The following is a 14,533-nucleotide window of genomic DNA, read 5'->3' on the forward strand; positions in this document are numbered from 1 at the left end:
TCCCGGCCCCGCCCTGGGCGGGTGCGGCCGACCGGCTGGCGGCCCTCACCGGCCGGGACCCGCGGTGGCGGCAGGGGGTGTCCCGCGCCCGGCCGTAGGGGGTGGTGCGTGGGTCACGGCGGCCCCGGCCGGGTCAAACGTCGGCGAGCAGGGCGTCGACGAAGGGGTTGCGGAACTTCCCCGACGGGTCGAGGTCCTCGGCCAGCCGTTTGAAGTCGGCGGCCCGCTCGTAGAGGCCGAACAGCTCCGCCGGTGCGAGATGGGTGAGCTTGGCCCAGTGGGGCCGCGCCCCCAGCGGCAGGAGGCGCTCCTCCACCGCCGCGATGACCGGCCGCAGCGCCTCCTCGTCGTTCACCCACGTGAAGTGGAAGGCGGCGGAGTCGCGGCCGTAGGCGGGGCTCAGCCACAGGTCGTCGCCCCGCACGCTGCGCACCTCGGAGGTGTACAGGACCGGCGCCACCAGGTGCCCGATGCCGCGCAGCGCCTCGATGGCGGCCGGGGCGCTCTCGCGCGGCAGGAAGTACTCCGACTGCAGTTCGTCGCCCGCCCCTTCGGGGGCGGACCCGGCGGCGGCGTGGAGGAAGTGGGGGAGGCGCTCGTGCCAGGGGCCGTCGGCCCCGAGCTGCCCGGTGCACAGGACGGGGTCCCGGCCCGGGACGGGGTGGACGGGCTCCCGGGCGGCCTCGCCGCCGGTCCACGCGCGCGGACCGCCCTCCCCGGCCCGGTCCTTGAGCCAGAGGCGGGCGGTGCCGCTGTTCCAGTCGGTGAACGCGCTGACGCTGTAGGCGCCGCCGAAGACCTGGTCGAAGCGGTGCATCGGCACGTCGAGCGGCACGTCGAGCACGACCCGCTGGGAGACGGTGTAGGCGGGTTCGACCTCCAGCACCATCCGGGTGACGATCCCGAGCGCCCCCAGGGAGACGACCGCCCCCGGGAAGGTGTCGGGGTGGGTGTCCCTGCCCAGCTCCACGAGGCCGCCGTCCGGGCCGACCAGTTCCAGGGCGCTGACGGAGGCGGACAGGCACCGTTGAGTGTCGCCGGAGCCGTGCGTGGCCGTCGCGCACGCACCGGCGATGGTGATGTTCGGGAGCGAGGCGAGGTTGCCCAGGGCGTACCCGGCCTTGTCGAGCGCGGCGCCGACGTCGGTGTAGGACATGCCCGCGGCGACGGTCGCCGTCGGGGGGCGGCCCGGCCCGTCGTCGACGGCGACACCGCCCGGCAGCGCGTCCGTCCACACCAGGTCGCCGCCGGGGGCGATGAGGGGGGAGAAGGAGTGGGTGCTTCCCAGGGCGCGGATGCGGCCGCTGGTGCGCACCAGCTCGCGCAGCTCCTCCACCGACTCGGGCCGGTGGGAGCGGGAGGGGTCGTAGGCGACATTGCGCGCCCAGTTCGCGACCGGGAGCCGAGAGGGCGGGGTGAGGGGCATCGTCACTCCGATCCGATGGGGGTGGGGGCGGTGACCAGTCTCGCGCAGGGCGGTAGGCCCGCTTCGCCCGCCACCGGAGTAGGACACGGGTGCGGCCCCGGGGCGCCGCGTGTCACGTCCCGGGGCCGCGTGTCGTGTGGGCCGTCGGGCCCTCAGATGGTGGCCGTGTCGATCACGAACCGGTAGCGCACGTCGCTGGAGGTCACACGGTCGTAGGCGGTGTTGACCTCGTCGGCGCGGATCAGCTCGATCTCCGCGGTGATGCCGTGCTCGCCGCAGAAGTCCAGCATCTCCTGCGTCTCGGCGATGCCGCCGATCAGCGAGCCCGCGATCTTCTTGCGGCCGCCCATCAGGGCGAACAGGTTCACCGACACCGGCTCCTCCGGGGCGCCCACGTTGGCCAGCACCCCGTCGGTCTTCAGCAGGCCCAGGTAGGCGCTCATGTCCAGCGGGGCCGACACCGTGGAGAGCACGATGTCGAAGGCGCCCGCCAGCTCGGTGAAGGTCTCCGGGTCGCTGGTGGCGAAGTACCGGTCCGCCCCCAGCCGCAGCCCGTCGTCCTTCTTGCGCAGCGACTGGCTGAGCACCGTGACCTCGGCCCCCATCGCGCGGGCGAGCTGCACGCCCATGTGGCCCAGGCCGCCCATGCCGACGACCGCGACCCGCTTGCCGGGCCCGGCGTTCCAGTACCGCAGCGGCGAGTAGGTGGTGATGCCCGCGCACAGCAGCGGCGCGGCCGCGTCGAGCGGCAGCGCGTCGGGGATGCGCAGGACGTAGGACTCGTCGACGACGATCTGCTGCGAGTAGCCCCCGTAGGTGGGGTCCCCGTTCTTGTCCAGGGCGTTGTAGGTGCCGATCATGCCGGAGGTGCAGTACTGCTCCAGGCCCTGGCGGCAGTACCCGCACTCGCGGCAGGAGTCGACGAAGCAGCCCACGCCGACCCGGTCGCCGACGGCGTACCGGGTGACGCCGGGGCCGACCTCGGCGACCACTCCGGCGATCTCGTGCCCCGGGACCATCGGGAAGATCGCCTCGCCCCACCCCTCGTTCACCTGGTGGATGTCGGAGTGGCAGATACCCGCGTACGCGATGTCGATCCGGACGTCGTGCTCGCCGACGGGGCGGCGCTCGATCGTGGTCCGCTCCAGCGGGGCCTTCGCGGCGGGGGCCGCGTAGGCGGCGACGGATGTCATCTAGGTCGTTCTCCTCTTGAGGACGGGACGCTCCGGCCCTCGAAGGCCGGGCGATGGCCATCGTCCCCTGTGCGCAGGAACGGACCCAGTCATCCGCTTTACGTACGTTCGCCGTGCCTACCACTGGCGGTGTCAGGCACCGGGCGGTGAGTGCGCCGATACTGGAGTAATGAGTGAAGACACCGCCGACGGGCCCGACGGCGCCGCCGAGCAGCCCTTGGACCGGCGCGCCGAGCTGAGCGAGTTCCTGCGCAGCCGCCGCGCCCGGCTCACGCCCGAGGACGTGGGCCTGCCGCGCTTCGGGCACCGGCGCCGGGTCCCCGGGCTGCGCCGCGAGGAGCTGTCGCAGCTCGCCGGGGTGTCCGCCGCCTACTACACGCGGCTGGAGCAGGGGAACGGGCGCAACGTCTCCGCCGAGGTGCTGGAGGCGATCGCGCGCGCCCTGCGGCTCAGCGACGCCGAGTACGCGCACCTGGTGCACCTGGCCAAGCCCACCAGGAACAAGGTGCGGCGGGCGACGGCTCCGCAGAAGGTGCGGCCCGGCCTGCGGGCGCTGCTGAGCACCCTGGAGGGGGTGCCCGCCTACGTGGTGGGCCGCCGGTCCGACATCCTGGCCTGGACGCGCGCCGCGGCGGCGGTCTTCGGCGACTGGGGCCAGCTGCCCGCACGCGAGCGGAACTGGGCGCGGCTGGTGTTCCTGCGCGAGGAGAACCGCGCCCTGTTCGCCGATTGGGAGGGCAAGGCCGCCGACATCGTCAGCTACCTGCGCATGGACGCCGGGCGCTACCCGGACGACCCGCGGCTGTCGGCCCTGGTGGGGGAGCTGTCGGTGAAGAGCGGCGACTTCCGCAGGCTGTGGGCGGCCCACGACGTCAAGGAGAAGGGGCACGGATCCAAGGTCCTCAACCACCCGCTGGTGGGGGAGATGACCCTGTACTTCGAGACCCTGAACCTGCCCGACGACCAGGACCAGGCGCTGCTGATGTACCACGCCGAACCGGACTCCCCGTCGGCCGAGGCCCTACGCCTGGTCACCGGCTGGGGCACCGACGCCACCCGAGCAGGCGAAGCGGCCCGCCGGGCCTGAACCCGAACCACGCAGCCCGGATTGCGGGAGGTGTACGAGACCGTGCGCGTCCTGCGCGGCGGTCCGGGTAGGCGGCGGCTCGGCCGGTACCCCACTCACGGGCCTTAGCCGGGCGCCGGGCGGCTAGAGGCCGGACCGGAAGCACCTTCCGGACGCCACGGGCGGCCCAGGGGCCATCCTGCGTGGCGGATTCGCCACCCGATCACTCCAGACGCGCCCATTCCACGGCGCAGGATCGCCGGACCCTTCCCGGCGTGCCCGGTACGCCCCCGAGCACGTCCTCGCCGCCTCCTTCCCCGTGCTCCGGTGGCCCGGTGCTCGGCCGGGGCCCGTGAGTGGGGTACCCGCTGATGCCGTCGCTGCCGACCACGGTGACCACCCGCATGCCCGCCGCTCTCTCGGCTCGGCCTGCGGTGGGCGGCGCCCTGTCCGGGCCGGGGCGGGCTCCGGTGTGCCACGTCACAGAACGAAGGCTTGTGGGGGATCACGCGGCCGCACATACTTTTGGGACGAATGTCCCAGTTTCTTGGCGAGCGCGAGGAGCCGACCGTGCCCAACCCCTATGCCCAGATCTTCGCCGCCCCCGGAGCCAAGGGCTTCACCATCGCGGGCCTCCTCGGGCGCATGCCCGTGGCGATGACCAACGTCGGCATCATCACGATGCTGTCGATCACCGAGGACGACTACGCCCTCGCCGGTACCGTCGCCGCGACCTTCACGCTGTCCATGGCCGTGATCACGCCGCAGGTCTCCCGGCTGACCGACCGCTTCGGCCAACGCAGGATCCTGCCCCTGGCCGCCGGAGTGAGCGTGGCCGGCCTGTGCCTGATGCTGCTGTGCGTCCAGCTCGGGCTCCCGGCGTGGACCTACTTCGCCTTCGCCGTGCCCGCGGGCTGCATGCCGAGCATGTCCGCGATGGCCCGTGCGCGGTGGACCGAGCTCTACCGGAGCTCACCCCGTCTCCACACCGCCTACTCGTTCGAGTCGGTCGCCGACGAGCTCACCTTCATCACCGGCCCCGCGCTGTCGGTCGTGCTGAGCACCATGGCCTTCGCCCAGGCCGGACCGCTGGCCTCCGCGGCCTTCCTGGCGGTCGGAGTCCTGCTGTTCGTGGCCCAGCGCTCGACCGAGCCGCCGGTCCGCGGCGCGGACGGGGCCACCCGCGGCCCAAGCGCGATCCGCAGCCTCCCGCTGGTCGTGCTGGCCCTGACACTGCTGGCCGGGGGCACCATCGTGGGCGCCGTCGACGTCGTCGCGGTCGCCTTCGCCGAGTCCCTCGGGGTGCCCAGCGCCACCGGCATCGTGCTGTCGGCCTACGCCTTGGGATCGGCGGTCTCCGGGCTGGCCTTCGGGGCCCTGCACCTGCCCTGGAGGCCGCAGCGCGCGCTCCTCGCCGCCGTCGCCGGGACCGGCCTGACCACTCTGCCCTTCCTGCTGGTGGGCGGCATCTGGACGCTCTCGGCCGCCGTGTTCTTCGCCGGAGTCTTCTTCGCGCCCATGATGATCCTGGTCATGACGCTCATCGAGAAGGTCGTGCCCGCCTCGGCGCTCACCGAGGGCATGACGTGGGCGCTGACCGGTCTGACCATCGGCACCGCGACCGGCACGTTCACCGCGGGGCTGGCGGTGGAGCAGGCGGGGACCACCGCCGGATTCCTCGTCACGGTCGCGGCCGGGGCCCTCGTCGTCGCCGTCGTCGCCGTTTCCCTGCCGATGCTCGGACGGGCGGTGCGGCGCGCCGACGCTGTGCGCGGGGAGGCGCGGCCCGAGGAGGGGGACCGCGTGCGGGACCCCATCGGGTAGAACGGACCGAAAGCGCGGGGCCGCCGTCAGCGGCCCCGCCCGTCCCGGAGGAGGAGACGCTGAGCGAGGCCGAGCCCACCACGGACGGGCGCAGGATCAAAGGACAGCGCCGCCGTCAGGCGCTGATCGAGGCTACTCTGCGTGTGATTGAGCGCGACGGGGTGGCAGGTGTGAGCCACCGGACGGTCTCCCGGGAGGCCGGGCTGCCCACATCCGCGACCACCTACTACTTCAGCGGGCTGGGCGACATCCTCACCGCGGCGCTCACCAGCGTCATGGAGGAGGACTCGGAGCGGATGCGCCGCCTCTCCTCGGGCGGTGACCGCCGCCGTGACCTGGCGCTCCTGCTGTCCGAGGTGGCCGCCGACTCCGGGCGGCTGCTCGCCGAGTACGAGCTCTTCCTCCTCGCCGCGCGGCAGCCGCACCTGCGCGAGGCCACCGACGGGTGGCTGGCGGCGGTGCGGGCGTTCGCCCGCACCTATACCGACGATCCCGTCCGGGAGACCGTCGTGGCCGGGGTCATCGACGGCCTGCTCCTGCACACCCTCCTCACCGATGCCAAGCCGAGCGCCGAGGAGTTCGAGGCGGTTCTCGCCGACATCCTTCCCGCGCCTGAGTAGGGCGAGCAGGCCGCCGACCGTGCCGCACGGCGTCAGTCGTCGTTCGGGGCGAGGCAGACCGTCTCGCCGTTGATCACGGGGAAGAATGACGCAGCGCCGCAGGCCGCCGGGGCCGAGGAGTATTCGGGCAGAGAGGACTGCGTGTACTTCCACGCGACGGTGGTGGTCGCCGCCGCCGCGAAGCAGGGCACCTCGACCCACTCCCCGCCGTCGTCGTCGGAGACGTAGGCCATGCAGTCGCCGATCGCCACATTGTCGGTACCCCCGTTGAGCACACCGCTCATCACAAGGGACACGGGCTCGACGGCGACGTAGGCGACCCCGAGGGCGACGGCGGCCATGCCCAGCCAGAACCCCGTCGAATCGTCCTTCTTCGCCCCGTCCTTCTTCTCTGCGGGAGGCTTCGACCCGCCGGTGCCGGGCTTCCCGCCCGTTCCGGCGGGCTTCGGCGCCGACTTCTTCGCGCGGGGTCCGTCCTTCGCGCTGCTCTTGCCGCCGTCCTTGTCGTCCTTCTTCGTCTTCTTCGGAGGATCCTCCGGCACAGGGGTGGCCACACGCGTCGTCCGGGCCCGGATGACCTCGGTGACGTCGTCCGGCAGCCATCCGGCCGCCTCCGTCCTCCCCTCCTTCCCGGCCAGCCCGTTCAGCCGGGAGAGCAGCTTCTCCAGGCCGGGCCGGTCCTCCGCCTCCTTCGCCAGGCACCGCCGCACCAGCGGGGCCAGCGCGCTCGGCACGCCCTCCAGGTCGGGCTCCTCGTGCACGACCCGGTAGACGACGGCCTCGGTCGGCCCCGTGCCGAAGGGCGGGGTCCCGGACGAGGCCAGCGCCAGCAGGCACCCCAGGGCGAACACATCCGACCGGGGGCCGACCTCTCTCCCGCGCGCCTGCTCGGGGGAGAGGAAACCGGGGGTGCCGATGACGGTGCGGGTCATCGACGTACTGGTGGCGTCCAGCGCCCGGGCGATGCCGAAGTCGATGACGCGCGGCCCGTCGTCGGCCAGGATCACGTTCGCGGGCTTGAGGTCGCGGTGCACCAGGCCGCAGCGGTGGATCGCGGCGAGCCCCTCGGCCAGGCCGGCGCCGAGCACGGCCACCGTGTCGAGGGGGAGCGCCGTGCGCGTCTGGAGCACCTCGTGCAGCGAGGGGCCCGGAATGTAGGCGGTGGCCAGCCAGGGGCGCTCCGCGCCGGTGTCGGAGTCGACGAGCTGGGCCGTGTAGAACCCGCCGACCTTCTCCGCCGCCTCCACCTCGGCCTTGAACCGCTTGCGGAACTGCGGGTCGGCGGCCAGTTCGGCGCGCACCACCTTGACCGCCACCGGGCGCCCGCCCGGGGATCGGCCGAGGAACACCTCGCCCATCCCGCCGCCGCCGAGCCGGGAGAGCAGGCGGTAGGGGCCCACACGATGGGGGGAGACCGTGGGGGGACCGGTCACCGCGCCTCCGTCCGTCCGAAGTGGAAGGTCGAGCCATCATGCCACCCCTCGGGAGCTGCGGGCCAGACCCCGCGGGTACCGCTTCCGGTCACCCTCCCGGCGCCGCCGCCCGAGAGCCGGAGGCGCCGTCCTGCACCTTTCCGCCCCGAAAAGGGGAGGTGTTCATGTCCGAAATTCGCGTGTAGCGGTCACGCGCGATTCCGTCAATTCCGACGATCCGCCCTTTCGGATCAGAGGTGGGATGGTTAATCTGTGCGGGAATCGACGCCTGAAGGAGCACCATGACCTCCGTGCACGGGTTTCCGGACCTCCTCTCCCCGGAATTCGCCGACGACCCCTACTCGGCCTACCGCACCATGCTGGACGACGCCCCCCTCTTCTGGCACGAGGCCACCCAGAGCCACATCGTCTCCCGATACGAGGACGTCTCCCGCGCCTTCAAGGACCCCGTCTTCACCACCGAGAACTACGGCTGGCAGCTCGAACCCGTACACGGGCGCACCATTCTGCAGATGAGCGGGCGCGAGCACGCCGTCCGGCGCGCGCTGGTGGCCCCCGCCTTCCGGGGAAAGGAGCTGGAGGAGCGGTTCCGGCCGGTCATCGAGCGCAACTCCGCCGAACTGGTCGACCGGTTCCGCCACAAGGGCGAGGCGGACCTGGTGCAGGACTTCGCGCGCCGCTTCCCCATCAACGTGATCGTCGACATGCTCGGCCTGGACCGCGCCGACCACGAGCGCTTTCAGGACTGGTACTCCTCGATCATCGCCTTCCTGAGCAACCTCGCCCAGGATCCGGACATCGCGGCCGACGGGATCCGGACACGCGAGGAGCTGGCGGCCTACATGATCCCGATCATCCGTGAGCGCCGCGCCGCCCCCGGCGACGACCTGCTCTCCCAGCTGTGCACCGCCGAGGTGGACGGCACCGTGATGAGCGACGAGGACATCAAGGCCTTCGTCAGCCTCCTGCTGGCGGCCGGCGGGGAGACCACCGACAAGGCCATCGCCGCCGTCTTCCGCAACCTGATGGCCCACCCCGAGCAGATGGAGGCGGTCCGCGCCGACCGGTCGCTGGTCACCCGGGCCTTCGCCGAGACCCTGCGCTACACCCCGCCGGTGCACATGATCATGCGCCAGCCCGCCGAGGACGTGGAGCTGAGCACCGGCACCGTGCCCGCCGGGTCCACCCTCACCTGCCTGATCGGCGCGGCCAACCGGGACCCGCGGCGCTTCGCCGACCCCGACCGCTTCGACATCTTCCGCGACGACCTGCCCACCGAGACCGCGTTCTCCGCCGCCGCCCACCACCTGTCCTTCGCGCTGGGCCGCCACTTCTGCGTGGGCGCGCTGCTGGCCAAGTCCGAGGTGGAGGTCGGCGTCAACGACCTGCTGGACGCGATGCCCGACGTCCGGGTCGCCGACGGCCACGAACCGAAGGAGGAGGGCCTGTTCACCCGCGGCCCGCTCACCCTGCCGGTGGTCTTCACCCCGGTCGGCTGACCGTGCGGGACCGGCGCGACCCGGCCCGGCGCCGTCCCCGTCCCGCCCCGGCCCGCTCCGCGCGGGGCCGGTGCGGAACGGGGAGACGGGGAGACGGGGGGGACGGGGACGGCCTCTCAGCGTCCTGAGACGTAGGCGGGGGTGAACCGCACCGGCAGGCGCTCCAGGCCGCGCATCCACACCGACGGACGCCACCCCAGCGACTCGGGCGGGACCGCCAGCACCGTGTCCGGCAGCCGGTCCAGCAGCACCTCCACGGTGCTGCGGGCGATCACCTCGGCCACCTCCGGCGCCGGGTACGGGCACCCGTGCTCGCCGTGCCCGAACGACATGTGCGCCCGGTTGCCCTGCAGGTCCACGTCGGGGCCCAGACTCCCGTTGGGGTCGGCGTTGGCCGCCGCCAGCCCCAGCACCAGCAGGTCCCCGGCGCGGATCCGCCGCCCGCCCAGCACCGTGTCGCGGGCGGCGAACCGGCCGATGAAGTTCTGCGTGGGCGTGTCGTGCCAGAGCACCTCGTTCAGCGCCTGCCCCACGCTGGCCCGGCCGCCGGTGAGCGTCATCTCGAACCGCGGGTCGGTCAGCATCAGCCGCAGCGTATTGCCGATCCAGTTGGCCGTGGGCTGCTGCGCGGCCGCGGTCACCACCAGCAGGTCCAGCACGATCTCGTCGTCGGTCAGCCCGGCCGGGTGCGCCAGCAGCGCCGAGGGCACGTCCGGCCCGGGCGCGGCCCGCTTGCGCTCCACCAGCCGGGCCATGGCCTCCTGCACCCGCGCATAGGCGGGCATCGCCTCGGGGCCCACGTCCAGCGACAGCGCGACGTCCCGCACCAGGTCGGGCGTCTCGGACTCGGGCATGCCGAACATCCCGGCCACCGCCGCGATCGGGATGCGCTGGGCGAACTGGGAGATCAGCTCGGCCTGGCCGCTCCCGGCGAACTCGTCCACCAGGCGGTCGGCGATCTGCTCGCACGAACGCTGCAGGTCGAACTGGTCCACGTCGGACAGCGCGTCGCCGATGGCCCCGGCGCGGCGGCGGTGCTCGCCGCCCTCGGTGAACATCACCGAGGGGTTGTGCACCACGTACGGCATCAGCGGCCAGTCGTCGGGCACCCGGTCCCACTGGTTCCACCGGCGGGTGTCCCGGGCGAACAGCTCGGAGTCCTCGGTGACCTGGTGCACCTCCCGGTAGCCCAGGACCAGCCAGGCGGGCAGGTCCCCGTCGAGCAGGATCGGCACCACCGGGCCGTGGTCCCGCCGCATCTCGGCGTACATGGCGGCGGCGTCCCGCTGGAAGCGCTCCCCGTAGAAGGGCACGCGCTCGGAGGCGGCGGGCGCGTCGGTCGGCGAGAAGGGTTCGGTCACGATGCGGTCTCCCGGGCGGACGGGGCGGAGGACAGCGCGTACAGGTGGTCGACCAGCGCGAGCAGCACCTGTTTGGACGACTCCCGGTCGCGTGCGTCGCACTCCACGACCGGAATCCCCTCGGGCAGGTCGAGGGCCTCGCGCAGCTCCTCCAGGGTGTGCGCGACCGGCTCGAACCGGTTGCGGGCGACGATGAACGGGATGCCGTGGTGCTCCAGCCGGTCGACGGCGTACCAGGAGTCCTCGATCCGGTGCGCGTCCACCAGCACCACCACGCCCAGCGTGCCGGAGAAGAGCTGGTCCCACAGGAACCAGAAGCGCTTCTGGCCGGGCGCGCCGAACAGGTAGAGCACCAGCTCCTCGTCCAGGCTGATCCGGCCGAAGTCGAAGGCGATGGTGGTGGTCGTCTTGTCGCGGGCGCCCGCGGTGTCGTCCACGCCGACCCCCGCCTGCGTCATCACCTCCTCGGTGCTGAGCGGGCGGATCTCGCTGACGGCGCGGACCATCGTGGTCTTGCCGACCCCGAATCCGCCCACCACGACGATCTTCACACCGTCGGAGGCGGTGGCCCGCAGCGGCGGGCGGGCGGGGCCCCCGGGGTCAGAGGTTGCTGAGTCCAACGAGCACCTTCCTCAGGAAGTCCGGGTCGGGAAGCCGCGCCTCGGCCGTGGCCGAGGAGGGGTGGCGGGCCGAGACCATGCCCCGGTCCAGCAGGTCGGCGAGGAGGATCTTGACCACGCTGACCGGGAGCCCCAGGTCGGCGGAGAGCTCCACCACCGACGTGGGGCGGCGCGCGATCCGCAGGATGCGGGCGTGCTCGGACTGCATGCCGGGGGCCGCGTCGGATTCGCTCACCACGAGGGTGACCAGGTCCAGGCCGGTGTCCTCGGCGCGGCTGCGCCCGCCGGTGACGGTGTACAGCCGGTCCGGGTCCTCCCCGTCGAGCGCGTGCGGGCTCATACCGCCAGGCCGCCGGAGGCGGCGTGCCGGGGCGGTGCGGTGAGGAAGGCGCCGATCTGCTCGACGATCTCCTCCAGGTTGTGCCCGATCAGCCCGCTGTCGGCGTCCTCGGCGGCGACCAGCGCCACGTGCGCGCCGGGCCCGGCCTCCACGATGAACAGGATGCCGCCGTGGAACTCGGTCATCGAGCTGCGCACCCCGCCGGACCCGTCCCCGAACTCGGCGGAGGCGCCCCCGGCCAGCGCCTGCACCCCCGCGGCGATCGCGGCGAGCTGGTCGGCCTTGTCGACGGTGAGCCCCGGCGTGTGGCAGAGCTTGAGGCCGTCGCGGGAGAGCACCAGTGCGTGCCGGGCGCCGGGGGTCTCCCCGACGAGCCTCTCCAGCGTCCATTCGAGGGAGGAATCGGTGGCGTCCATGCGCTCACTCCTATCTGTCGTCCGGTCGGGCGGGGGCGGCGGTGCGGTGCGGGGGTCCTCGGGGCGCCCCGGATCCTCCCGGGCCGCGTCGGCAGGCGGCCGCGGGAGGAGGAGCGGGGCGGTTCCCGGCTGCCGTGGGGCGGATGCCGCCAGAGGAACGCGCCCTAGCCGCCGCCGTCGGTGTCCTCGTCCTTCTGGGGGGCGGAGGGGCGCAGCGGAAGGGGGCCGGTGTCGCCGCTCCGGTGGCCCCGGGGGCGGCTCTGCTGGAAGGCGCCGAACCGGCTGCCCAGCCCGGGGCGCGATTCCCCGCCGCCGTCGGAGGCGGGTCGGGGCGGCGCGGCTGGAGGGGCGGGGGAGGCCGGGGCGCTTTGGGCCCCGGCGGCGATGTCCGGGTCCGAGCGCAGGCTGTGGCCCCGGGGCCGCTTGGGCAGCGGGCGCTTGGGCGCGGCGCCCCGTGCGGGCTCCGGATCGGGCGCGGCGGTCTCGCGCGGCGTCTGCCGGGGCGCGGTCGGCTGGGGCGCGGTCAGAGTCGCGGCCGCGGCATCGGCGGCATCGGCGGGGGCGGCGCGCAGGGCGTGGGCCTCCGGCGCGGGCTGCCCGGGGGCGGCGGCGGGGGAGCCGTTGCGCACCGAAGCGGGCAGCGGGTCCTCCTGGGCGGAGGTGAGCAGGTGGTTCGGCAGGCGCAGCACCACGCCCACGCCGCCGCGCGAGGACGGGCGGAAGAAGACGTTCATCCGGTGCTTGCGGGCGAGCTGGCCCACCACGGCCAGGCCCAGGCGCGAGCCGGACAGCCGGGTCAGGTCGAGCGGCTCGGTGCGGGAGACCGCCAGCTCGGCGCGGGCGAGCGCCTGCGGGCGCATGCCCAGACCGGCGTCCTCGACGGTGAACACCGCGCCGTTGTTCAGGTCCTCGACGTAGACGTGCACCTCCTCGGTGGGGGCCGAGAAGCGGGTGCCGTTGTCCATCAGCTCGGCCAGGGCGTGCATGACGTCCTCGGCGGCGTACCCGGCGACGGCCGAGCGGCTGCTGGAGTGCAGCCGCACCCGGCGGTAGGCGCTGATCCGGCCCATGGCGCCGCGCAGGATGCTCTCCATGCGGATCGGCTTGGTCCACCGCCGTCCGGTCCGGGCGCCGGTCAGTACGGCGATGCTGTCGGCGACCCGGCCGATCTGCGAGGTGTTGTGGTCCACGCGCATCAGGTCGCCGAGCATGTCCGGGGCGCAGCGGTCCTGCATGTCGCGCAGCTCGGCCAGGGTGCGGGTGCTCATCGCCTGCACCCGGCCGGCGGCGTTGGCGCAGGCGGCCAGGGCGGCCGCGCGGCGGCGCTCGCCCACCGCGATCTCGCGGACCAGCAGGTCGAGCAGGCGGCGGTGGTCCTCGTCACCGGGGTCGGGGATCTCGGACAGCACGGTGGGGGCGGCGGCGCCCTCGCGGAGGCGGGCGACGGCGCCGGGCAGCACCCGGGAGGCGAGGTCGTCCAGGCCCCGGCGGCCGGACTCGACGCGCTCCAGGGCGGCGTCCCGCTCCTCGCGGGCGGTGCGCAGCTCCTCCCGGGCCCGATCGCGTTCGGCGGCGCCGCGCTCGGCGGCGTCGGCGTAGCGCACCGCCAGGTAGCAGGCGGTGGCCGCGAAGGCCGTGGTGGCCAGGGCGGCCACCGCGAACAGGAGGCGCCCTTCGGGGACGGCGAGGCCGACGGCGCCCCAGAGGACAGCGCCGCCGACGGCCGCGGCCACCGCGGCGGCGGGGGCGCGCCCCCCGCCCGGGGCGGGGCCGCCCGGGACGGGGGCGGGCGTCCGATCCGACATTGATCACCTTCCACATGTCGCCGCGTGCGCGGCAGGGCGAGGCGTGCCGGACCGGTGGGGGCGGGTCCGGGCGATGGGGATCACGGCCCTGCGCTGCATATTCTTCGCGGCCGCAGACCTTCGATCCGATAGGTGTACGGCACACGGGCATGCTGATTCGGCATTTACCGGGCTTGTTCGCCGGTGACGCGGTGAGCATCCTATTACCCGATCCCCGCTCTCGGGCACAGGGAGCGGAGATCCCGCACCACGAGTGAGGACCGTCCCGAATGGGTGGAATGGGAAATCGAGGCGTTTTTCGTCCAGAGTCCACCGGGCCACCGCGAACAGGACGCCGCCGATGACGGCAGGAAGCTCTCCCACCAGCGCTTTCGGGCGGCGGGTGTGTGCGTGGTCGCCGTGATGGGCGGTGATGGGGGGAGCGGGGCGGTTCCCCGGCCCCGCCTGCCGGGCGGCGGCCCGCTCGTGGTCCGGGTGGGCGGCGGCTGGGCTGGTGCCCCGCTCGCGGGCCCCGGCCGGACGGCGGGTGGGCGGGGTGTGAGGGAGAGGCGGCGACGAGGCAAGGTCGTCGGCTCTCCCCGCAGCGTTGTCGGCCGCCGGGCGTGTGCGTGGCCACTGGAGAGGGCGGCGACGGCACAAGCGGGGCGGTTCCCCGGCCCTGCCTGCCGTCCGCCGGGCCCCTGGTGATCCGGGAGGCGGCGCGGTCGGGTGGGCGGTTGGTCGCCCGCGCTCGTGGCGGCCGCCGGCCCGGTGCGCCCTCTCCCGAGATCATCGGCACGTGGCCGCAGGGTGGGATCGGCGTACCGCCAGGCGGGACGGCTTCATCGAAGTGCGCCCGGCACGCCCGGTATGCGGGCCCCTTTTCGATGATCTCGACGTGGGTGCTGTCATTCCGGTGGTGGTTTCTACTGTTCAGTGCAACTTTTCGTA

The 14,533-nt window shown here is 73.6% G+C and carries 12 protein-coding genes; 4 read left to right on the plus strand and 8 right to left on the minus strand.

Going from position 1 to position 14,533, the window contains the following annotated elements:
- Positions 1-133: 133 nt before the first annotated feature.
- Positions 134-1,426: a D-arabinono-1,4-lactone oxidase gene (locus D476_RS0126540; RefSeq protein ID WP_017626930.1), complete on the minus strand. Its 1,293-nt coding sequence runs from the start codon at positions 1,424-1,426 to the stop codon at positions 134-136.
- 152 nt (positions 1,427-1,578) lie between these two features.
- Positions 1,579-2,619: an NAD(P)-dependent alcohol dehydrogenase gene (locus D476_RS0126545; protein WP_017626931.1), complete on the minus strand. Its 1,041-nt coding sequence runs from the start codon at positions 2,617-2,619 to the stop codon at positions 1,579-1,581.
- A gap of 169 nt (positions 2,620-2,788) precedes the next feature.
- On the opposite strand from D476_RS0126545, the gene D476_RS0126550 reads away from it, so the two are divergent.
- The 3 genes from D476_RS0126550 (at position 2,789) to D476_RS0126560 (ending at position 6,129) form a co-directional block, all read left to right on the plus strand.
- Positions 2,789-3,706, plus strand: coding sequence for a helix-turn-helix domain-containing protein (locus tag D476_RS0126550; RefSeq protein WP_017626932.1), 918 nt, complete (start codon positions 2,789-2,791; stop codon positions 3,704-3,706).
- 549 nt (positions 3,707-4,255) lie between these two features.
- Entirely contained in the window at positions 4,256-5,509 is a 1,254-nt protein-coding gene (locus D476_RS0126555; RefSeq protein WP_017626933.1) for an MFS transporter, read from the plus strand.
- Positions 5,510-5,670: 161 nt separating this feature from the next.
- Positions 5,671-6,129: a TetR family transcriptional regulator gene (locus D476_RS0126560; protein WP_026123881.1), complete on the plus strand. Its 459-nt coding sequence runs from the start codon at positions 5,671-5,673 to the stop codon at positions 6,127-6,129.
- Positions 6,130-6,161: 32 nt separating this feature from the next.
- Here D476_RS0126560 and D476_RS38600 read toward each other — a convergent pair whose 3' ends face one another.
- A complete protein-coding gene (locus D476_RS38600; protein ID WP_239648832.1) occupies positions 6,162-7,562 on the minus strand; it encodes a serine/threonine-protein kinase in 1,401 nt (466 codons plus the stop codon).
- A 281-nt stretch (positions 7,563-7,843) separates the two neighbouring features.
- Here D476_RS38600 and D476_RS0126570 point away from each other — a divergent pair, with 281 nt between their 5' ends.
- Positions 7,844-9,061, plus strand: a complete 1,218-nt coding sequence (locus tag D476_RS0126570) for a cytochrome P450 (RefSeq protein ID WP_017626935.1) — start codon at positions 7,844-7,846, stop codon at positions 9,059-9,061.
- Between the two features lie 116 nt (positions 9,062-9,177).
- Here D476_RS0126570 and D476_RS0126575 read toward each other — a convergent pair whose 3' ends face one another.
- The 5 genes from D476_RS0126575 to D476_RS34710 form a co-directional block, all read right to left on the minus strand.
- Complete coding sequence (locus tag D476_RS0126575; RefSeq protein WP_017626936.1) at positions 9,178-10,422, minus strand: cytochrome P450; 1,245 nt, start codon at positions 10,420-10,422, stop codon at positions 9,178-9,180.
- The gene (locus D476_RS0126580; protein ID WP_026123882.1) at positions 10,419-11,042 is read right to left on the minus strand and encodes a GTP-binding protein; all 624 of its coding nucleotides are present in this window, start codon (positions 11,040-11,042) and stop codon (positions 10,419-10,421) included. The genes D476_RS0126575 and D476_RS0126580 overlap by 4 nt, the downstream gene beginning before the upstream one ends.
- Complete coding sequence (locus D476_RS0126585) at positions 11,023-11,382, minus strand: DUF742 domain-containing protein (protein WP_017626938.1); 360 nt, start codon at positions 11,380-11,382, stop codon at positions 11,023-11,025. Before D476_RS0126585 ends, D476_RS0126580 begins: the two co-directional genes overlap by 20 nt.
- Complete coding sequence (locus tag D476_RS0126590) at positions 11,379-11,798, minus strand: roadblock/LC7 domain-containing protein (protein WP_017626939.1); 420 nt, start codon at positions 11,796-11,798, stop codon at positions 11,379-11,381. The genes D476_RS0126585 and D476_RS0126590 overlap by 4 nt, the downstream gene beginning before the upstream one ends.
- 164 nt (positions 11,799-11,962) lie before the next feature.
- Complete coding sequence (locus D476_RS34710; RefSeq protein WP_017626940.1) at positions 11,963-13,603, minus strand: ATP-binding protein; 1,641 nt, start codon at positions 13,601-13,603, stop codon at positions 11,963-11,965.
- Positions 13,604-14,533 lie beyond the last annotated feature (930 nt).

It is taken from the genome of Nocardiopsis chromatogenes YIM 90109, from assembly GCF_000341185.1.
Classification (GTDB): Bacteria; Actinomycetota; Actinomycetes; order Streptosporangiales; family Streptosporangiaceae; genus Nocardiopsis_A; species Nocardiopsis_A chromatogenes.

Bases quoted from the DNA above. Each gene is read 5' to 3' on its own strand.
- D476_RS0126590 (WP_017626939.1), bottom strand. From the start codon at position 11,798: ATGGACGCCACCGATTCCTCCCTCGAATGGACGCTGGAGAGGCTCGTC.
- D476_RS0126585 (WP_017626938.1), bottom strand. From the start codon at position 11,382: ATGAGCCCGCACGCGCTCGACGGGGAGGACCCGGACCGGCTGTACACC.
- D476_RS0126550 (WP_017626932.1), top strand. From the start codon at position 2,789: ATGAGTGAAGACACCGCCGACGGGCCCGACGGCGCCGCCGAGCAGCCC.
- D476_RS0126570 (WP_017626935.1), top strand. From the start codon at position 7,844: ATGACCTCCGTGCACGGGTTTCCGGACCTCCTCTCCCCGGAATTCGCC.
- D476_RS34710 (WP_017626940.1), bottom strand. From the start codon at position 13,603: ATGTCGGATCGGACGCCCGCCCCCGTCCCGGGCGGCCCCGCCCCGGGC.
- D476_RS0126540 (WP_017626930.1), bottom strand. From the start codon at position 1,426: ATGCCCCTCACCCCGCCCTCTCGGCTCCCGGTCGCGAACTGGGCGCGC.
- D476_RS0126545 (WP_017626931.1), bottom strand. From the start codon at position 2,619: ATGACATCCGTCGCCGCCTACGCGGCCCCCGCCGCGAAGGCCCCGCTG.